Annotated in this window: 10 protein-coding genes; 5 read left to right on the plus strand and 5 right to left on the minus strand. The window is 62.5% G+C overall.

Features of this window, described 5'->3' with window-relative positions; genetic code table 11:
• Nucleotides 1–144 precede the first annotated feature (144 nt).
• From H5T73_10630 to H5T73_10650, 5 genes are all read right to left on the minus strand, one after another.
• Nucleotides 145–4,068, minus strand: coding sequence for an FG-GAP repeat protein (locus tag H5T73_10630; protein ID MBC7248215.1), 3,924 nt, complete (start codon nt 4,066–4,068; stop codon nt 145–147).
• Between the two features lie 1,069 nt (nt 4,069–5,137).
• Nucleotides 5,138–6,580, minus strand: a complete 1,443-nt coding sequence (locus H5T73_10635; protein MBC7248216.1) for a polysaccharide biosynthesis tyrosine autokinase — start codon at nt 6,578–6,580, stop codon at nt 5,138–5,140.
• Nucleotides 6,581–6,589: 9 nt separating this feature from the next.
• Entirely contained in the window at nt 6,590–6,829 is a 240-nt protein-coding gene (locus H5T73_10640) for a hypothetical protein (protein MBC7248217.1), read from the minus strand.
• Nucleotides 6,830–6,998: 169 nt separating this feature from the next.
• The gene (locus tag H5T73_10645) at nt 6,999–9,548 is read right to left on the minus strand and encodes a hypothetical protein (GenBank protein MBC7248218.1); all 2,550 of its coding nucleotides are present in this window, start codon (nt 9,546–9,548) and stop codon (nt 6,999–7,001) included.
• 28 nt (nt 9,549–9,576) lie between these two features.
• The gene (locus H5T73_10650) at nt 9,577–10,353 is read right to left on the minus strand and encodes a hypothetical protein (GenBank protein ID MBC7248219.1); all 777 of its coding nucleotides are present in this window, start codon (nt 10,351–10,353) and stop codon (nt 9,577–9,579) included.
• A 1,178-nt stretch (nt 10,354–11,531) separates the two neighbouring features.
• On the opposite strand from H5T73_10650, the gene H5T73_10655 reads away from it, so the two are divergent.
• The 5 genes from H5T73_10655 (at nt 11,532) to H5T73_10675 (ending at nt 20,925) form a co-directional block, all read left to right on the plus strand.
• Nucleotides 11,532–15,398 (plus strand): IPT/TIG domain-containing protein, encoded by a 3,867-nt coding sequence (locus tag H5T73_10655; protein ID MBC7248220.1) that lies wholly within the window; start codon nt 11,532–11,534, stop codon nt 15,396–15,398.
• Nucleotides 15,399–15,860: 462 nt separating this feature from the next.
• On the plus strand, nt 15,861–16,793 hold the full coding sequence (locus tag H5T73_10660) for an SDR family oxidoreductase (protein ID MBC7248221.1): 933 nt from the start codon (nt 15,861–15,863) through the stop codon (nt 16,791–16,793).
• 557 nt (nt 16,794–17,350) lie between these two features.
• Nucleotides 17,351–18,133 carry a class I SAM-dependent methyltransferase gene (locus tag H5T73_10665; protein ID MBC7248222.1) on the plus strand — a complete coding sequence of 261 codons (783 nt, stop codon included), beginning with the start codon at nt 17,351–17,353 and terminating at the stop codon, nt 18,131–18,133.
• 40 nt (nt 18,134–18,173) lie between these two features.
• Complete coding sequence (locus tag H5T73_10670) at nt 18,174–19,604, plus strand: oligosaccharide flippase family protein (protein MBC7248223.1); 1,431 nt, start codon at nt 18,174–18,176, stop codon at nt 19,602–19,604.
• Nucleotides 19,597–20,925: an FAD-dependent oxidoreductase gene (locus H5T73_10675; GenBank protein MBC7248224.1), complete on the plus strand. Its 1,329-nt coding sequence runs from the start codon at nt 19,597–19,599 to the stop codon at nt 20,923–20,925. Before H5T73_10670 ends, H5T73_10675 begins: the two co-directional genes overlap by 8 nt.
• The last annotated feature ends 5 nt before the right edge of the window (nt 20,926–20,930 follow it).

A 20,930-nucleotide genomic window follows, 5' to 3' on the forward strand; every position in this document is an offset into this window, starting at 1 on the left:
GGTCTTTTAAGCGGTCGTTTCTATGGTAAATGTTTTACCTTGCGCGCACAACGAAACGCGCGAGGAGGCCGCCGCGTGCCGGCCGCGTGCCCGCTTCATATCCGCCGCGTGCCCGCTTCGTGCCGGCCACGTGCCCGGCCGCTCCTACTCCCCGCGCACCCCGATGCTCACGTGCCCGCCGTCACGGTTCCTCCAGTACATCACCCGCTCGCATATCACCGGCAGCGAGGAGAGCACGGAAGTGGAGATATCGCTGGACGGCACCACGTCGTTCGCCTTCAGGGTGAAGCGCGACCTGGCCGCCACCGGCACGGAGAGGAAGACGGTCTCGCCCTTGGGTTTCATGAAGGTGAAGGAGACAACCGCCCCGGCGGCGTTGGGGTTCTGCACCATGATGTACTCCTCGAACCCCCAGGCGGTTGTTCCCTCCGCCAGGTACCAGCGGGTGGAGGGCATGGGGGTGCCGATGGTGTCGTGGCCTCCCCGCGAGGTGGCCCCGCTCCAGTACATGGGCCGCTCGCAGATGATGGGGACGTTGGAGGAGAGGTGGGCGGAGAGGTCGCTGTTCCCCAGGCCCGGCAGCGAGTCAACGCCGATGGTCTGGCGCGCATTCCCGGGCACCACCAGGCCGAAGGGCCTTACCGTCCCGTCGGGGAGCATGAACTCCACGTTGACCACCGCCGGCTGGGGATTCGGGTTCTGCACCGTGATGTACTCCTCGAACCCCCAGGCGGTGGTCCCCTCCGCCAGGTACCAGTCCCGGCTTGCGGAGGGAGTCCCGATGGTCACGTGTCCCAGGTCCCGTCCGTAGCGGTACATGGCGCGCTCGCAGATCACCGGCGCCTTCGCCTCCACCCTGGTGGAGACGTCGCTCTCCTGCACCAGGGCGTTGACGGAGACCGTCTGGCGCGCGTACCCGGCGACGGGCAGGGTGACGGTCTGGGTGATGCCCCCCGGCTTCATGAAGGTGATGATAACGTCGGTCGCGGTGGGGTTGGGGTTCTGGATGGAGAGCCAGGTCTCGAACCCCCAGGCGGTGGTCCCCTCCGCCAGGAACCAGGTGGGAGAGGGGGCGGCGACGCCGATGGTGTCGTGTCCCCCGGCGCGGTTGTTCCAGTACATGGCGCGCTCGCATATCACCGGCGCCGTGGCCTCCACCCTGGTGGAGACGTCGCTCTCCGGCACCAGGGCGTTGACGTTGATGGTGAAGCGTGAGTTGCCGTCGACGGGCACGGAGAGGGATTGCGTGGCGCCCCCCGGCTTCATGAAGGTGACGTTCGCGGTTACCTGGAAGGGATTGGGATTCTGGACGAGCACCCAGGTCTCGAACCCCCAGGCGGTGGTGCCCTCCGCCAGGTACCATATCCTGGAAAGTGGCGGTACGGTGTTGTTGACGCTCACCGTGCGCGAGTCGGAGGCGTTGTTGCCGTTTACGTCGTAGGCGCGCGCCTCCAGGGAGTAACCCGGGGCGTCGGTGTCCTGCCGCGTGTCCCAGTCCCACCGGTAGGGCGCCGTCGTGTCCTCGGCGCGCTTCACCCCGTTCACCCAGAACTCCACGCGGTCGATGCCGTGGTGGTCGTAGGCGCTCACCTCAACCCCCACCGTTCCGGCCAGGACGGAGCCGTCCGCGACGTTGGTGATGGCGCAGGTGGGGGGGACGATGTCGTACCCGAGGAAGACGAAGTGCTCGCCGCAGGCCGGGCGGGCGTTGCCCGGACCGTCGCCCATGGATGCGCTCACCACCAGGTCCTCGTGGCCCGTGGCGTCGCCGTCCAGGTTGGCGGAGGCGAGGCAGGCCCCGAAGACGTCCCCGGTCTCCGCCCCGTAGATGATCATCCCCGCCCCGCCGGCCAGGTCCACCTGGGAAGGCCACGGGGAAACCCCGTTGACCAGCCAGGCCGCCCCGCAACTCTGCCTGCCCGTCCCCTTGCCGAAGCCGGTGCTGCCCACCGCAATGTCCCGCACCGGGTCCGCGTTGAAGTACAGGGCGTCCACGCTGTAGCCCGCGCCGGCGTTGTAGTCCGGCCCGTAGATGGTGATGTCCGCCGGGGTGGAGGCGAGGTCCACCACGTGGGTGAGGTCGCCGCCGTAGACGACCACCACCTCCCCGCAGCCGCCGCGGCTCTCCCCCGGGCCGTCCGCCCACATGACGCCGAAAAGCAGGTCGTCGAAGCGGTCGTCGTTTATCTTCTTCAGGGGCTGGCACATGGAGGTGGGGAGGCCGTCCATGGGGCTCGCCCCGTAGATGGTGCAGTCGCTGTTGGAGGCGAGGTCGATGAAGTAGGGGTAGGCGCCCTTGTTGCGGCCGTAGACGACGTAGGCTTCCCCGCAACCGTCGCGGGCGTCGTCGGGCCCGTCCGCGTCGAAGGCCCCGATGACCATGTCCAGCTTGGTGTCGCCGTTGAGATCGCCCAGGCTCACCGGGTAGCCGGCCGAGTCCAGGGGTGTTATGCCGTTGATGACCTTGTTGGGCTTGATGGGGTTGTTGTAATCCCAGGCGGGCCAGGTGTCACGGCCCCACACGATGTAGGCGCGGCCGGTGGCCGCTTCCCCGCAGGTCCAGGCGCGGTTCGCGTCGACGGCGTCCACCGCGTTCTGGTCCTGCGAGAAGAGGACAAGCTCCTGTGACCAGTTCGCCCCGCCGTCTATGGTCTTGAGGATGGTGCCGCCCTCTCCCACGGCCCAGGCGGCGGTGGCGCTACCGGCGGCCACCCCGCGCAGGTCGGTGGTGGTGCCGCCGGACTGTGCGGACCAGCCGCTCCCGTCATACTTGAGGATGGTCCCCCCGTCGCCCACCGCCCACACGCACGAGGCGGACGCCGCGCTCACCGCGCGCAGGTCATGCGCGGTGGGGCTGGGGTCCACCGGGGACCACGAGCTCCCGTCGTAATGGAGGATGGTCCCCCCGTCGCCCACCGCCCACACGTCGCTCGCGCTGACGGCGGCGATGCCGTGCAGGTCGGCGGTGGTGCCGCTGGACTGGGCGGACCAAGAGCTCCCGTCGTGATGGAGGATGGTCCCCCCGTCGCCCACCGCCCACACGTCGCTCGCGCTCACCGCGGCCGCGTCGCGCAGGTCGGCGGTGGTGCCGCTCGCCTGGGCCGTCCAGCCCTTGCTGTTGCTGTAGTTCCCGTTGAAGATGATGGTGCCGCCTTCCCCAACCGCCCAGGCGTGGGAGGTGTCGTAGGCGGCCACCCCGTGGAGATCCACCTTGAACTGGTGGAAGAGGGTGTCCGCCTGCCAGGAATTGCCATCGTAGCGGTAGATGGTGTCGTATGCGCTGATGTACTTGCCCACCGCCCAGCCGTGGGTGGCGTCGATCATGGAGAGGTCGTGGATGAAATCCTGGTTGGCCCGCCCCTGCGCCGACCACCCCGCGCCGGATGCCGCGTCGTAGTGATGCATGCCGCCGTTTCCCAGGTGGGCGCCGAAGAGGGCGTCGTCGAAGCCGTCGCCGTCGATGTCCCCGGCGATGACGCTCATGCCGCACATCTCGCCGCCGTTGGCGCTCGAGAGGTAGAGGTCGGGGGGCTTGGCGTTGAAGTCCCAGGGGGATTCGTCCTCGAGGTCCGCGCGTCCGAAGACCACCGCCACCGCGCCCGCGAACAGGCCTCCCCCGGGGCTGTCCCAGATGGCCCCCATGAGGATGTCGTCGATGCCGTCGCCGTTGAGGTCGCCGCAGGCCACGGAGTTGCCCAGGAAGCTGCCGTAGTACCCGTTGATGACGACGTCGGCTTCCGTTCCCAGGTCCACCTCCGGGTCCAGGGTGGAGCGCCCGTAATAGACGTAGACCTTGCCCGTGTAAAAATATGGGAAGTCGTCGCCGCCCTGGTCGTGGCCGATGACGAGGTCAGGCAAACCGTCGTCGTTGACGTCGCCGGTGGCGGTGTCCGCGAACATGAGGACCTCGCCGGGATCGCCCCCGTAAATGTAGACGTCCTCGTCCCCGTCCGCGACGTCCTTCTGCACGGTTGCTCCCGGGGCGGGCAGGGTGGTAAGGATGATCAAGGCAAGGGCAAGGGACAGGACGAGCGGCACGCGGCATCTTGACGGCTTCCTTTTCGCCATGAGACGGCCTTTCGTCTCCTTTTCCCTTCCTTCCCCGAAAGAGCTCTTTTCCAATATTTTTAAGGTCGGTTCTCCCTGGCGTCAAATAAAACAGCGCAGAAAAGCTTTATCAAGGCGGTTCTTCCCGCCCGGCTCTTCAATTATATATCGGATGGCAACGGTCCCCACATAAGATAGCGTGTGTCAACTACCGACATTAAGACGGCCTCGCGTTCTCCACAAACGCCGCATCCCGGAGGCGCGTCCTACAAACGCCACGTCCTGGAGGCACGCTCTACAAACGCCACGTCCCGGAGGAGCGCCAGCGCCCCTTTCCCTGTCATTGCGAGGAGGCGCGCCAGCGCCCCTTTCCCTGTCATTGCGAGGAGGCGCGAAGCGCCGACGAAGCAATCTCGCCCGGAATAGGAATGAGGCACAGGTACCGGGAGGGAGAGCGACGTCCGCATGAGATCGCTTCGTCGCTCCGCTCCTCGCGATGACGTTTCCGGGGGGTTCCTCGCGATGCTTCCGTACTCCTGTCATTGCGAGGAGACGCGCCAGCGCCCCTTTCCCTGTCATTGCGAGGAGGCGCGCCAGCGCCCCTTTCCCTGTCATTGCGAGGAGGCGCGAAGCGCCGACGAAGCAATCTCGCCCGGAATAGGAATGAGGCACAGGTACCGGGAGGGAGAGCGACGTCCGCATGAGATCGCTTCGTCGCTCCGCTCCTCGCGATGACGTTTCCGGGGGGTTCCTCGCGATGCTTCCGTACTCCTGTCATTGCGAGGAGACGCGCCAGCGCCCCTTTCCCTGTCATTGCGAGGAGGCGCGAAGCGCCCCTTTCCCTGTCATTGCGAGGAGACGCGAAGCCGACGAAGCAATCTCGCCCGGAATAGGAATGAGGCACAGGTACCGGGAGGGAGAGCGACGTCCGCATGAGATCGCTTCGTCGCTCCGCTCCTCGCGATGACGTTAAAAGCCGCTCCTCGCGATGACAGGAATAACGCTAGCGATGACGTTTAAACGGGTGGGCCCTTTCCAAGAACGTCATTGCGAGCGGATACTCGGTAACGGGAGATCAAGGTGAGAAGTGTTAGCGGCGGTTCTTGCTCCTCCTGAATATCCCCGGGAAGGCACGCCGCCCCCTCGTGCCCTCTTCTCCCGAGTAATAGTGGTAGGGCGAATAATAGTGGTAACCGTAACCGTAGCGTCCGGCGATCTCCACGTTGTTGATGACCACGCCCAGGATGCGCGTGTCCACCTTGGAGAGCAGTTCAACGGTGTGACGGGCCCCCTCGCGGTTTGCGATACCGTGGCTGGCCACCAGCAGCACCCCGTCCATCATGGGCGCCATGGCGATGGCGTCGGAAACGGCCAGCACGGGCGGGGCGTCGACGATGACGTAGTCGTATTCCTCCCGCAGCCGCCGCAGCAGTTCCTGCATGGCCTGTGAGGAGACCAGCTCGGCGGGGTTGGGCGGCTTCACCCCGGACAGGAGGAAGAAGAGGTTGCCGTTCTCCGACCCTATCGTCGCCTCCTCCAGGCCCGCCGTGCCCATGAGTATATCGGTCAGCCCTTTCCGCGCGCTTTGCGCGAGCTCGCCCAGGTAGCCTTCCAGCACCGGCCGGCGCAGGTCCGCTTCCACCACCAGGACCCTCTTCCCCATCTCCGAGAGCGCCGCCGCGAGGTTCACGGCCACGGACGTCTTGCCCTCGTCCGGATTGGAAGAAGTTACCATGAGCAACCTGCGGTCCCCCTCCAGGTTGAGGAACTGGATATTGGTGCGCAGGTTGCGGAAGCCCTCCGCGGTGGCGCTGTCGGGGCGGGAGAAATAGACGATCTCCATGGCTTCCGCCCCCAGCCCTTCCGCCCGGGCTATCTCGCCGATGATGGTGGTGCCGTAATAGCGCTCGAAGTCCTCGCGCGTCTTCAACGTGACGTCGAGGTAATCCACGAGGAAGGCCAGGCCCACGCCGAGGATGAGGCCCAGGAAGAGGGCGAGCACGCCGTTGCGCGTGGTGCGCGGGCTCACCTTCTCGCCCGCCTCGGCGGGCTCGATGACCTCCAGCCCGCGTTGCTCCAGGGCCTCGGCGATGCGCAGGCTCATGTACTTCTCGTAGAGGGTGGCCCAGAGGTTGACCGCCTGGCTGGCCTCGGCCTCCAGCTCGGGCGGGATGTTCTCCTTGGTGTACTGCTTGACGCGCTGGGCGATGTCCTGGATCTGGGACTCCAGCTCGGTGATGCGGTTCCAGACCTCCTTGCGCGCCTCGCTTATCTGCTTGATGGAGGAGAGCTGGCGATCCAGGATGTATTCTTCCGCGTAGGCCTGGGCGATGTCCCGCGCCAGCAGGGGGTCGTGGTCGGTGACCGCGATCTGGAAGACGTTGGTGTTCTGGGAACGATCCACCTTCACCCTTTTCATGAGCTCCTCGGGAGCAGGTACCGAGGCGGGGATGAAGACGTCCTCGCCCTCCTCGCGCGCGTAGCGCGCCTCCTCGTAATCGTACTGCAGGCGGTCGTACACGGCCCTGGCCATGGTGCGCGTCTAGATGATCTCGGCCTGCGTCTGGATGAAGGTGTTGGGGTCCCCGAAGGCCAGGCTGTAGAGGGCGTCGGTCGCGGATTCCCCCGCCTTGTTGATGTCCGCGAGGATCATCACCCGCGACTCGTACAGGGGGTCCTGCAAGAGGGAAAGGACCAGCGCCGCCGCGATCACCAGCACCGTGACGCCGATGATCACCCACTTCCGCGCCAAGACGACGTTGATGTAATCCCTCAGCTCCATGGCTCCACCATTATATCCCAAGTGTCCCACCAGGTAGGGGACCCATCCCCACCAGGAAGGGAGCCAGGACTCGTGTCATGCCCGAGGCATTAACGAGGCCTGGCTCCCAGTGGTGCCTACGGCATATTACCCGGACATATCCGCGGCTCGACCCCCGGACCTGCCCGCCTTATTCCATCAGGCCGGGGACGGCGATGGAGGAGTGGCCTCCCGCCAGCCCCTGGTAGCGGAAGTACTCCGCGCGCTCCACCACCACCGGCACCCCGTTGGTCGAGGTCACCTTGGTGGCCACCTCGGCGTTGGAGAGCCCCGGCAGCGCGTCCAGCCACACGGACTCCCTCTTCCCCGCGCCCACGGGCAGGGTGACGGGGGCCGCCGTCCCGCCTCCCGCGAGCTGGAAGGAGAGGGTCACCACGGCGTCCGTGGTGCCCGGGTTCTGGATGACCACCCAGGTGTCGAAGTCGCCGCCGGTGTAGCCCTCCGCCAGGTACCAGGTGGTGGAGGGGTTGTCCGTCGCTATGGAGCAGTGGCCGCCGGCTATGCCCTTGTAGTTGAAGTACACGATGCGCTCCACCACTACCGGCACCCCGTTGGTCGAGGTCACCTTGGTGGCCACCTCGGCGTTGGAGAGCCCCGGCAGCGCGTCCAGCCACACGGACTCCCTCTTCCCCGCGCCCACGGGCAGGGTGACGGGGGCCGCCGTCCCACCGCCCTTGAGCTGGAAGGAGAGGGTCACCACGGCGTCCGTGGTGCCCGGGTTCTGGATGACCACCCAGGTGTCGAAATCGCCGCCGGTGTAACCCTCGGCTATGTACCACGTGGTGGAGGGGTTGTCCGTCGCTATGGAGCAGTGGCCGCCGGCTATGCCCTTGTAGCTGAAGTACACGGCGCGCTCGGCCACTACCGGCACCCCGTTGGTCGAGGTCACCTTGGTGGCCACCTCGGCGTTGGAGAGCCCCGGCAGCGCGTCCAGCCACACGGACTCCCTCTTCCCCGCGCCCACGGGCAGGGTGACGGGAGCCGCCGTCCCACCGCCCTTGAGCTGGAAGGAGAGGGTCACCACGGCGTCCGTGGTGCCCGGGTTCTGGATCACCACCCATGTGTCGAAATCGGTCCCCCTGGTATACCCCTCGGCCAGGTACCAGGTGGTGGAGGGGGTCAGGGTACCGATGGAGTTGTGGCCTCCCCTCTTTCCGCCATAGTTGAAGTACATGGCGCGCTCGGCCATTATCCAGTTGCCCGAGATCGAGGTCACCTTGGTGGACACCTCGGCGTTGGAGAGACCCGTGAGGGAATCCACCAGGACGGAGGCCCTCTTGCCGGCGCCCACGGTCATGGGCAGGGAGGGAGCCGTCCCGCCGCCCTTGAGCTGGAAGGTGAGGACCACGCTGGCGTCATCGGCCCCCGGGTTCTGGATCACCACCCAGGTGTCGAAACCTCCCCCGGTGTAGCCCTCGGCCAGGTACCAGGAGAAGGTCTGGAACTCGTAGACCACGGCGTCTTCCTCGTCGTCGTACCAGCAGACGTTGAAGACCTCGGTGCCCGTGGCCGTGAACCTGGACCCCAAATTGACGCTGAAGTTCCCCGAGGCGTCGCTGGTGGTCTCGTAGATGACGGGACCGGGGCCATAGCTGTAGGGGTCCATGGTGATCCTCAATTTCCGGTTGGCGGGTGCGGTCCCGCTCACGGTGTTGGTGGAGGGGTCGCACCTGGCGGTGACGTCCCGCACGGTGATGGAACGCGCTGTGCCCATGTTGCAGGACACGGTGTCGCCGTCCTTGATGTTATAGTCCGAGAACCAGGCCTCGAAGAAACCGTCACCCAGGGTGCCCACGGTGCGCGACTGCGCTCCGCCGTTGATGTTAACCGTGAGCGACGTCCCCGCAACGTGGTAGCCCAGCACGTCATCGAACTGTGGATAGACGACCAGGCCGGTCCCGGAGCCGTAGGCCACGTTCATCACCTTGTGTCCGTTGGCGTCGGTGGAGAAGATCAGCGCGGCGTCGCCTGCTTTCAAGTCGAGGCCCGAGATGTTGGCCGTGTAGTTACCGCTGCCGTCGGCCGTGGTCTGCACGTGGGCTGCCCCCGGAGGCACGTCGGCGTAGTAGGTGGATGGGGCGACGATATAGACGTCCACGGTGTTATTCGCAATCGTGCCGCCGGTCACCCTGTCGTGGGCGAAGTCCATGGTTCCGGTGAGGGTGCAGAAGATGGCGACGGTGTCGTTGTCTTTAAGGTCCGTGACGTACACCCTGTCGCCGCTTGCGATGTCACCGGCCGACATGTCGGCCTTGAACCAGCCCCCGTCGTCGCTCGCCACCGTCGTGGTCTGCTTTAGTCCCCAAGTGCTGTCGTACAGATCCACCTGCACGTTTTCGCCGGGATTGGAGATGAAACCCTCCACGGTGTCGTAGGGGATGGAAACCCGCACGGTATTGTTCACCACCGACGCGGCGGAGAAATCCCCGCCCCCCGTGGCCTCGGGCCAGGAGACGGACCTCTCCTCCAGCCTCCGGTGCGCCTCCTCCGGGGTCGAGGGAAGACGGTGCAGGGGGTCTTGCGTGATCTCCGCACCGGGCGTCTCCGCGCCGGGCGCGCCCGCCCCCGCTCCCTCTCCCCGCGCAGCGGCGATGAAGATGGAGAGCACCAGGAACGCGGCTATCAAGAGGGAGAGGCAGAGATGTATCAACAGGTTCCTTTTCGTCGTTCTCATCATCATGGTTCTCACCCCTGACGTCTTCCCGGCGTTATTTCACGCTCTCGATGTTGGTCAGGTGCCAGACGTTGTAGTCCTTGCGCAGGGTCATGCGCGTGTACTCCACGCGCCCCCCGATTCCCACCACGCGGCCGGTGAGGATGGTCAGGGTGTCGGTGGGCCGGCTCACGTTGTCCACCACCATGTAGTCCAGCCTCCCCTGCGCCACCTTGGTGAGGAACTCCTGCAGCTCCGTGAGCTCCCGCGCCAGGTCGGCCTCGAAGCTGGAGGGGACCACGTACTCGGTGCCGCCCCCCAGCTCCCCGGTGAGCTCGCGCACGGCCGCGATGCGCCACAGGCCCCCCTCGTACTTCAGCACCATGGTCCCGTCATGCTTCTTGCCGTCGGTGGTGGTGAGGGTGAAGTAGAGGTAAGAGGAATTGGCGTCTCCCGCGGGCTGGTAGTCGGTGGCGATGGCGTCCAGCCTCTTCACCCGCCCCTCGGCCAGCGCGATGAAGAAGTTCTGGTGGCGCTGGGTCTCGGTCACGTAACGCTGGGTGGGCGTGTCCTGTGAGAAGTCCTCGCCCGAGGGGAGTCCCGACGCCTGGTAATCGGCGGCCTCCACCCCGTCCGTGCCCGCCTGCGCCTCGCCCCCGATTTCATTGCCTCCCGGGGGCGCGGAGGTCTCGGATCCGCCCAGCGCCCCTTCCCCGCTGCCGGTCGCGGCTCCTTCCCCTCCCTTGACCAGGTCCACCACCTTCCAGGTGGCGAGGGCCAGGCTCGCGGAAGCGAATACCGCGACCAAGGCGATGATCACTGCCCTCCGCATATGCATCACCCCTTCTCGATACTCGGACCTGTCTCGACCCTGCCGCGGCCCTTGCCGGCCGCCTTTTCAAAAGCCCCACGCCCCCGTCGGCGAAGGCGGGTGGTCCTTGCCCCGCCGGCTCGACGCGTTACCCGGTCAGAAGAGATCTCATTCTCGAGAATCTCCCCATCTCGTTCGATTCTCCCGAGCTTGTATGGACAGACGAACGCTGAAACCTAACAAAACAGCCAATTTTAACTTATATCACGAAATCCAATCCAAGTAAAACTTTCCCGGGAAATTAAGACTTCCCCGGGAAATCCCTTGCTCGCGCTATCCCAGGCCCGTTTCTGCTCATGATTTTTCTACTCTTTTCTACTTTTATACTCATAATATTTATACGTTTATACGCCTAATGGGATTTATTCCCTCTCATGTTCATAATTTTCATGCGCTTAATGGTATTTGTTCCCCGTTAACCTCCGGGTCAAACCCGCGCCCTGGCTCCCGAAAACCGTTCACCCGGGCACACCCCGAAAAGCGCCACCCCCATGGGCCACCCCCATGGCCGTGAATCCCCCATGCACCGCCATGCGGGACCGCGCTGCCCAGTACGTCTCCACGCGCGCAGTAGAGTTCCAGGGACCGCCCCTCGCGTTTCTACCCGGGAAACCGAGGGCTATTAAGGAACTATTAAGGACGTACATATAAATCGAGGACCATGATGAATGTATATAATAGGGATGGACCGACGGGAGAAGGACGCGGCGATGGAAGCAAGGAACAGCCTCATCCGTAAGGGACGCGTGCCGGCGTGCCGCCCGGCGGGAAAGGCTGGCATGGCCGGCCGGGAACTGACGGGCAAGAGGTGCCGGGATGCCGCGGGGCGCACGCTCCGCCCCGTGGGCTTTCTCCCTGACCGGTTCCCTGCGCAGGCCAGGGCACGGCGCCGCGACGCGAGGGACGCGAGGGGCACGGCGGGCTCCGGGGGAGCTAAGGCGTCCGGGACCCGCAGGACCGGGGCCCCCAGGACCGGGGCTCCCAGGGCCGGGGCTCCCGGGCGACATCCCCTCCGGCGCTTCCCGGCCCTCTTCTCATCGCATGCAGTCCCCGCCTCGCTTGCAGCACCCGCCCAGCGCGCTGCCCTTTTCGCTCCACGCACGGCCTTTTTCGCTTCGCGCAAGGCTCCCGCATCGCGCGTGGCCCTACTCGCCTCGCGCGCGGCCCTCCTCTCCGTGACGCTCCTCTTCATGCTCGTGACCTGCGCCCTCCCCTGCCTCGGCGGAGCCCCGTCCCGTCCTCAGGTGGGAGGAGGCGAGGAAGCCGCGAAAGCCGCCCCCGCCAACGTCAACGACATCTCCGGCTCAGACGCCGACCACGCCTTCCTGGTGGGGAGCGGCGGAGCCGTCTACCGCACTAACGACGGAGGCGCCACCTGGATACCGCAGGACTCCGGCACCGGCGAGGAGCTGCTGGCGGTTTCCGTGCCCCCCGCGTGGGAGGCGAGCGGGAACGCCCCACCGGCCGGCGTGGCCTGGGCCTGCGGCCGCCGGGGCACCGTCCTGCGCACCACCGACGGCGGGGCCACCTGGGAGAGGCTGGAAGCGGGCACCGCCCGGGACGTACACGACATCTCCTCCCCGGACGCGGACACCGCCTGGGCGGTGGCTGGGGGGCCGGACGAAAAACCACTGGTGCTGCGCACCACCGACGGCGGCGCCACCTGGGAGCACCTGGACCCGGGCAACCTCAACCCCCTGCGGTGCATAGCGGCCCTGGACCGGGACACCGCCCTCGCCGCGGGGGAGAACGGCACCGCCCTCCTCACCACCGACGGAGGCGCCACCTGGGCCCTGCAGGACACGGGCACCGCCGATCACCTGGTATCCCTTTCCATGGCAGGGGATGGAAACACGGCTTTCCTCTACGCCGTGGGGGACGCGGGCATGCTGGTTAAGGCGGCATGGGGAGGCGAAGGTGCAGCCCAGGAAGGCGAAGGAGCAGCCGGGGCAAGCGAGGGAGCTACCGAAACAAGCGAAGGCGCAGCCCAGGCAAGCGAAGAAGCAGCCGGGACAAGCGGAGGTTCGGCCCACGAACGCCCCTCCCTCCTCGCCTGGTCCGCGGTGAACACGGGAGCGAGGTCAACCCCCTGCGCCGTGTGCGCCCTGGACGCCGCCTGCGCGTGGGTCGCCGGCAGCGGCGGCTTCCTCCGCCGCACCACGGACGGTGGCGCCACCTGGGAGCAGCGCGATACCGGGAGGGGCGAGGACATCCTGGCCCTCTTCGCCCCCGACCGCGAGAACCTGTGGGCGGCGGGCGCCAACGGCCTGGTGCTGCGCAGCTACGACGGCGGCGCCACCTGGGTCCCCCAGTACGTGGGGGACGGGCGCACCCTCCTCGACGTGCACGCCCCGGATGCGAACACCGCCTGGGCGGCGGGGGAAGGAGGGGCCGCCCTGGTCACCGTGGACGGCGGCTTCACCTGGACGCCGGCTTACCCGGGGACGGCGAAGGACCTTTACGGCGTGGCCGCGGCGGACGCGGCGAACGCCTGGCTGGCGGGCAAGGACGGCGTCATCCTGCGCACCAGGGACGGCGGCAGGAGCTGGGAGGAGCAGCCCTCGCGCACCGCCTATGACCTGCGTGACGTATCCTGCGTGGACGCCTCCGTCGCCTGGGCCGTGGGCCGGCGCGGGGTTATCGTGCGCACCTTCGACGAGGGCTACACCTGGTACCGGCAGGACCGCGAGGAGGGGCCGGACCTCCTCTCGGTGTGCGCCGTGGACGCCTCCGTGGCCTGGGCCGTGGGCCGCGAGGGCACCGCCCTGCGCACCACCGACGGCGGCGAGACCTGGCAGGGGCTGGAAACGGGCACGGACCGGGACCTCCTCTCGGTGTGCGCCGTGGACGCTTCCGTGGCCTGGGCCGTGGGCCGCGAGGGCACCGCCCTGCGCACCACCGACGGCGGCGCCACCTGGGAGGAGCTGGATACCGGCGCCCCCGCCGGCGCGCACCTCACAGCCGTCTCCGCAAGCGACCCCGACCACGCCTGGGTATGCGGCGAGGGCGGCTTCCTGGCCCGCACCACCGACGGCGGCGCCACCTGGGAAAGGCTGGAAACGGGCACCGCGCGCGACCTCCACGGCGTGACCTCCCCGGGCGGGGACACCGCCTGGGCGGTGGGTTGGCGGGGCACCATCCTCCACTACCGCTCGACCCCCCGCCTGGACGCCCTGGGCCCCGCCACCGCGGAGGCCGGGGGCGTGGTCACCCTGGTGGGCCTGGCCTTCGGCGCGGGCGGCGAGGGCTCCTCGGTGTCCTTCGGGAAGGCGAAGGCCGTGGACTACCGGGCCTGGGGCGACCGCCTCATCAAGGTGGCCATCCCCCCCGCCGCGGGGACCCGCGAGGAGGTCTCGGTGACCACTCCCCTCGGGACCTCCGCGTCCCGTCCCCTGGTTATCCTCCCCAGGCTGAGGGGGGTGAGCCCCCGCTACTGTTTCGCGGGAGGGCACCTCACCCTGGCGGGGGCTTCCTTCGGCGAGGAACAGGGGGATTCCTACGTGACCATGGGAAAGGCCAGGGTGGGCGAGTACGTCTACTGGTCCAACAACTACGTCAAGTTCAAGGTGCCCGGCGGCCTGCCCTCCCAGGTTGAGGTCACCGTGACCACCCCCTCGGGGACCTCCAACGCCCTGCGGGTGTCGGTGGTGCCCGGGCCCCAGCCTCCCGGGGCGGCCGCCCGCCCCCGCGTCGATTTCCTGGACCCCCCCTCCGCCCTGCGGGGAGCGGAGGTGAGGATACTGGGCTCCGGCTTCGGCGCCGAGCGCGGCTCGTCCTACGTCTCCTTCGGGGACGCGAGGGCCGAGGAGTACCTCTCCTGGGGGGACGGCGTGGTGGTGGCGCGCGTGCCCGCGGGTGCCAAGGGCCCCCTCAAGGTCAGGGTGACCACCCCCGCGGGAACCTCCAACGCCGTGGACTTCACCGCCCTGGTGCTCCCATCCATCCAGTCCCTCTCCCCCTCCTCGGGGCCGCAGGGGACCCTGGTGGAGATAAGGGGTGAGGGCTTCGGCCCCCACGAGGGGCCCCGTAACTACGTCTCCTTCGGGGACGTCAAGCCCTCCGTCTACGAGTACTGGTCGGAGGGACGCGTGGTGGTCAAGGTCCCCTCCGGGATCGCCGTGGGCACCACGGTGGCGGTGACGGTGACCACCCCCCTGGGGACCTCGGCACCGGCCGCCTTTTACCTGCGCCGGCCGCACCTGCGGGGGGTGACCGCCGCGGGCGGGACCGCCTACGCCTGCGGGGAGCGCGGCACGGCGCTCAGGTCCTCCGACGGGGGAGCTTCCTGGGAGGGACTGGAAACGGGCACCACGGCGTGGCTCCACGGCATAAGCGCCTCCTCGCCCACACTGGCCTGGGCCGTGGGCGAGGGGGGCGTCATCCTCAAGACGAACGACGGCGGGGCCACCTGGGTCCCCCAGGTCTCGGGGACCGGCGGCACCCTGCACGCGGTCGCCGCCGTGGACGCCTCCACCGCCTGGGCGGTTGGGGAGGGGGGAGTCATCCTGAGGACGGACGACGGAGGGGCCACCTGGACCCCCCAGGCCTCCGGCACCGGGGCCACCCTGCGCTCCGTGTGCGCGGTGAGCGGAAGCGTCGCCTGGGCAGTGGGCTCGGGCGGGGTGATCCTCAGGACCGCGGACGGCGGCGCCACCTGGACCCCCCAGAACTCCCGCACCACCGCCGCCCTTTACGGCGTGAGCGCCGTGGACGCATCCGTGGCCTGGGCCGTGGGCGAGGGGGGCGTCATCCTGAGGACGGACGACGGCGGCGCCACCTGGACCACCCAGGCCTCCGGCACGGGGGCCACCCTGCGCGCCGTGGCCGCCGCCAACCCCTTCCAGGCCTGGGCCGTGGGTTCGGGCGGGGTGATCCTCAGGACCGCGGACGGCGGGGCCACCTGGACCCCCGCGGGAAGCGCGCCGGCCGACCTCCACGGCGTGACCGCCGTGGGCGCCTGCGCCCTGGCGGTGGGCGACAACGGCACCACCAAAACCCTCCCCTAACCCCAACCCCCCCTCCTCAAACATCATCGCGTTCACTCATAAATGTCATTGCGAGCACTCATAAATGTCATTGCGAGGAGCGTAAGCGACGAAGCAATCTCAATCGCAAAAAACGTCATCGCGAGCGTTCTCTATTTGTCATTGCGAGCACCTTCTTTAACGTCATTGCGAGGAGCGTAAGCGACGAAGCAATCTCCCCCCGATCCCCGACCCCACCCGTTGACACCGGGAAACGTCATTGCGAGGAGCGTAAGCGACGAAGCAATCTCCCCCGCAAAACCCACCATCGCTAACGTCCTTGCGAGCGTTCTTTATTTGTCATTGCGAGGAGCGTAAGCGACGAAGCAATCTCCTCCGCAAAACCCGCCAATCATTGGGGTATAATTCGTTCATGTATGGAATTGGAGGAGACGCTCAACAAACCCACGTAAGGAGAAGCGCATGACATCCGACTTCAAGGACATGGCCGTGCTGGTCACCGGGGGAGCCGGCTTCATCGGCTCCAACTTGGCCCTGCGCCTGCTGGAGGAAGGGGCCCGGGTGAAGGTGCTCGACGACCTGAGCACCGGGAGGATGGAGAACCTCGAAGAGGCGAAGGACGACATCGAGTTCATCCGGGGAGACATACGCGACGAGGGGCTCCTCGAGAGAACCCTCAAGGGCGTGGAGGTCGTCTTCCACCAGGCAGCCCTCCCCTCCGTGCCACGATCCATCGAGGACCCCCTCACCACCCACCAGGTGAACACCACCGGCACCCTGACCCTTCTCCTTGCCGCCCGGGAAGCGGGGGTGAGGAGGGTGGTCTACGCCTCGTCCTCATCGGTGTACGGCGATTCCCCCACCCTGCCCAAGGTGGAGGACATGCCGCCCGACCCCAAGTCTCCCTACGCCCTCTCCAAGTACGCAGGGGAGCGCTACTGCCAGCTCTTCACCCGCATCTATGGCCTGGAGACGGTCTCCCTCCGCTATTTCAACGTCTTCGGCCCCCGCCAGGACCCCACCTCCCAGTACGCGGCGGTCATCCCCCGCTTCATCACCGGCATCCTCTCCGGGAAGGGGATCACCATCTACGGGGACGGCAAGCAGACCCGGGACTTCACCTACGTGGAGAACGCCGTGCAGGCCAACCTCAAGGCCGCCCTGGCGGAAGGGGCTGCGGGAGAGGTCTTCAACGTCGCCTGCGGCAAGAGCATCACCGTCCACGAACTGGCCCTCTTCCTCATGGACGAGCTGGGCAGGGAAGTTCCCATCGAATGGGCTCCCCCCCGCCCCGGCGAGGTCCGCGACTCCCTCGCCTCCATCACCAAAGCTTTAAATGGCCTGGCCTACACCCCAGCATTCGATGTCAGGCAAGGACTTAAGAAAGCCGTCGCTTGGTACGGGAACAGGGATTAACGCCAACTCAGCACTCACCGCCTCCAGGCCCTCAGCCTGCTCTTCACCGCTCGGTAAACCATTAGATCTTCCTCCGAATAGCTCCTGGTTAACAACGTTATGATTACTCCTACAATCAGAAGGATGGGATAACATGCCAGCACCAGCCACTTGGAGTGCGCTACCATGGAGCGCAGGGGAAGGTAAAGCCCTCCGCTTGTCGCAGGAAACCATATCATCAACCCTAAAATGGAGAAGATTAAGAAGAATGAGCTCAAGGTGAACGGTGCCCCCCTTTTTTGCTATAAAAGAAGGAGGATGGGGGAAAAAGCGACCCAAGCGGTCATGGTCCCATACGAAGGAAGGCAAGAAGAGGCCCGGAGACATGGCTTGATAAGAATTAAGCCCCTACTCGAGTCAATGTGTAATAACCCTATGTGTAAGATGTCCTTATAGGCCTATCCGGTTAGACAAAGATAGCGTGTTAAGAGTTTATCGGGATGAGATGCCAATTTTGTGAAAAGCATCCCTATTCAGGTTGAGTTTGAAAGATTAAGACTTATCATTAAAATATTACTATGATCTATTTTGGGAGAGCTGCTTTTCTGTTAAGCAAGCCGGGCATTAAGAGCCAACTTCTATCTTTCTATAAGAGGTTGTTTGGAGAAATCGATCCGCATTCTCTCATACGCTGGAGAGCGATCTGGCCTATGATTGAGAAGGCGGAGAAAACCCTAGATGTAGGGTGTGGTAACGGAATTTTCACCTTCGACCTAGCAAAAAAGGCAAACGGCAATGTGATAGGATTAACCTACATTAAGAAAGAACTAGAATATTCGACGAGATTAAAAGAGGCATATGAATTAAGATACAACAAATGTAATGTGGACTTTTTAATAGGGGACATCCTTGAACTGGAAAAGCTTGATACGCTTTTTGGACAAGTGCTGTGTGTTGATGTAATAGAACATATCGAGAATGACAAGGAGGCATTTTCCCAGATGTATAGAGTGTTGAAGCCAGGCGGTTGCCTTGTTCTTTCTACCATAACAAAGGAATATCCCAAGTATTTTGGGTACAAGTTCCATAGGGCAATTGGTCATGTCAGGGAGGGATATTCTCTGAGAGATTTGCGGCAATTATTGGAGGCAGTTGGCTTTGAGGTTGAAGAAACTATATACCATAGTAAGTCAATAGCTAAGCCAATAGGCATTCTTTTTTATAAACGGGAGATTTTGCGAGCTCACCCATTGGTGATGTATGTAATTCATCCCCTCCTTTCCGTATTAAGTTTGCTGGACCCCGTTTTTCCAAATAAGAACCCTCTGGGAATTGCAGTAAAAGCAAGAAAGGTTACTTGACAGTATGCGTGAGAAGCCACGTAGTGGTATATATTAACTCATGAAAACGACTGGTGCTCGGGCGCTAAGTAATATAACCTCTTTGGTGGCATCAACTATAATAGCCGAGGCAATCGGCTTTGTTACCGTCGCTTTCTTGGCAAGAAAGCTAACCGCGGTTGGGTTTGGGCGTTTGGCTTTCGCGCAGGCAATTCTCGCCTATTTTGTGCTGTTGGGTGACTTTGGTCTCAATCTATTCGGTACCCGCGAAGTCGCAAGGGACAGAGGTAATATACGGAAAATCGTAAACGGGGTGGTGACTCTCCAAGGTACTCTATCAATCATTGCTGCGGCGTTAATGTTGTTATTCGCCATTCTTATACATAGACCCTCAGAGGATAAGTCCATCATTATGCTTTACGCAATCACCATTATCCTCACAGGCATCTCTATTGACTGGGCGTTCAGGGGCTTGGAGCGCATGGTGATTGTAGCCTATTCGCGGATTTTCAGGGCTCTGCTTTACGCAGGCCTTGTCTTTCTGCTTGTAAAGGACCAGTCGGATATCCTGAATGTTCCGCTTAATGCTATAATCAGCGCTGCTCTATCTGTAGCGGTCATGGCGGTAATATATATACGGAAATACGGTTGGATAAAGCCTTATTTCAATCTGAAGTTCTCTAAATATGCTTTAATGACAGGGATTCCTTTTTTCTTTTCCATAGTATTGATACGAATATATTACAATCTAGACACGGTGATGCTTGGTTTTATGAAGTCCGACGAGATGGTAGGTCTATATAACGCAGCCTATAAGATAATCCTCGTAATCTTAGGGTTGGGAAGCCTTCTGCAGGAGGCATTCTTTCCCCTGTACTCGCGATATTATAAAGAATCGAGAGAGAAACTTCAAATATTGTTGAATATCTCAGAGAAGGTATATGCAACCATTGCTCTTCCGATTGGAGTTGGTGGAACTCTGTTGGCTAAGCCTTTGCTTATACTTATATATGGAAATAACTATGAAGGTGCAACTATACCTTTCCAGATTCTCATATGGACAGTTGTCGTAATTCTCTTCTCCTTAACGTTCGGGTTTACACTTATGTCTTGTGATATGGAAAGGGCTTATATGTTGGGCGTTGGTTGTGGGGCCCTGGCAAACATCATCCTGAATTCTTTACTTATACCTCCGTTTGGAATGACCGGGGCTGCCGTAGCCACGCTTGCTGCGGAAGTGGTTGTAATAATATATATGATTGTAAAGTCAAGGAGAATAGCTCGAATCCATGTTGAGAAATATATTTTCAGGCCGGCTATTTCTTCCACCGTAATGGGGTTAGCGATTGCATGGTCCGGTCTCCATGTGCTTATAAACATACTCATCGGTGCCGTAGTCTATAGCATAGCTTTCGTATTATTGAAGGGGATAACGAGAGATGATGTTATGTTGTTCAAGAGATATGTATTAGGCAGGAGTATTAATGGATAAGAGGATACTAATAATAGGTGCTGGGCCTGCAGGCTTGGGCGCAGGTTTAGCACTACATGATCTCGGCTATGAGAATTGGAAGATATACGAGAAAGAGGATTATGTCGGCGGGCTTTCTGCGTCCTTCAAGGATGAGAAGGGTTTCACATGGGACCTTGGCGGTCATGTCCTCTTCTCCAATAATGAGGCATTCAACACCATCTTCGAGAGAATTATGGATGGTGAGTACATAGAGCACGAGAGGGAGGCATGGATAAGATACAAGGGGAGTTGGGTTCCATATCCTTTCCAAAATAATTTGAAATACCTCCCCTTACGAGAGCAGCTATCGTGTCTTACGGGTTTGGTTAGAGCGCGGTTCAGGTCAGGGCGAAGACTATCGGCTAACTTCGAAGAATGGTTGATTAATACATTTGGCAAGGGTATATGTAGCGCTTTCATGCTTCCTTATAATCGTAAGATCTGGTGTTATCCACTGGATAAAATGGGGTACCAATGGATTACCCAAAGAGTAAGCGTACCGAGTTCATGGCGGCTGGCGAAAAACCTTGCGCTAAGAAAAGACGATATAGATTGGGGGCCTAATAATACATTTAAGTTTCCGCTTAAGGAAGGAACGGGTAATATTTTTAAGCGCATGGCAGAAAAGATAATGGTGAATATTGAATTCAGAAAAGAAGTGATTGCTATCAGAGCAGGACAAAAGGAGATAACAATTTCAGGAGGCAAGGAGGATAGATACGACCTACTTGTAAATACTATGCCCCTGGATGAGCTTATCTGCGCGCTTGATGAAAAATCTGCAGCGCTGAGCAATGCGGCAAAAGGTCTCAAGAGTAATCAGGTGACAGTGGTGGGAGTGGGGATCGAAAAGCCAAACCCCGCCACAAGATGCTGGATGTATTTTCCGGACCCTGCTGTTCCTTTTTACCGCGTGACCAACTTTTCGCATTATTCCCCATTCAACGTGCCTGGAGGCAAAGTTCACAAATTCAGTTCGCTCATATGTGAAACATCTCATATGGGTGACAGAAGAGAAGACGAGATAGCGGAAATGACTCTTGCGTCATTACTCTCAGAAGGATTTCTCGAAAAAGGAGAAGAGCCGCTTTCAATATTTATTAAGACCCTTCCCAAAGCGTACCCAATCCCAACTAAGGACCGCGACTCGAGGCTATCTTCTATTCAAACGTATCTCATTAATAACGATATCTATTCAATTGGTAGATTTGGTACCTGGAAATATGAAATAGGGAATATGGACCATGCGGTAACGATGGGTTACATGCTATGCAAGAAACTGGTAAACGAGCTAGGGTGATGGAA

It is taken from the genome of Actinomycetota bacterium, from assembly GCA_014360655.1.
Taxonomy (GTDB): Bacteria; Actinomycetota; Geothermincolia; order Geothermincolales; family RBG-13-55-18; genus JACIXC01.

Bases quoted from the DNA above. Each gene is read 5' to 3' on its own strand.
- H5T73_10635 (MBC7248216.1), bottom strand. From the start codon at position 6,580: ATGGCCAGGGCCGTGTACGACCGCCTGCAGTACGATTACGAGGAGGCG.
- H5T73_10665 (MBC7248222.1), top strand. From the start codon at position 17,351: ATGATCTATTTTGGGAGAGCTGCTTTTCTGTTAAGCAAGCCGGGCATT.
- H5T73_10640 (MBC7248217.1), bottom strand. From the start codon at position 6,829: ATGGAGCTGAGGGATTACATCAACGTCGTCTTGGCGCGGAAGTGGGTG.
- H5T73_10630 (MBC7248215.1), bottom strand. From the start codon at position 4,068: ATGGCGAAAAGGAAGCCGTCAAGATGCCGCGTGCCGCTCGTCCTGTCC.
- H5T73_10675 (MBC7248224.1), top strand. From the start codon at position 19,597: ATGGATAAGAGGATACTAATAATAGGTGCTGGGCCTGCAGGCTTGGGC.
- H5T73_10660 (MBC7248221.1), top strand. From the start codon at position 15,861: ATGGCCGTGCTGGTCACCGGGGGAGCCGGCTTCATCGGCTCCAACTTG.
- H5T73_10650 (MBC7248219.1), bottom strand. From the start codon at position 10,353: ATGCGGAGGGCAGTGATCATCGCCTTGGTCGCGGTATTCGCTTCCGCG.
- H5T73_10645 (MBC7248218.1), bottom strand. From the start codon at position 9,548: ATGATGATGAGAACGACGAAAAGGAACCTGTTGATACATCTCTGCCTC.
- H5T73_10670 (MBC7248223.1), top strand. From the start codon at position 18,174: ATGAAAACGACTGGTGCTCGGGCGCTAAGTAATATAACCTCTTTGGTG.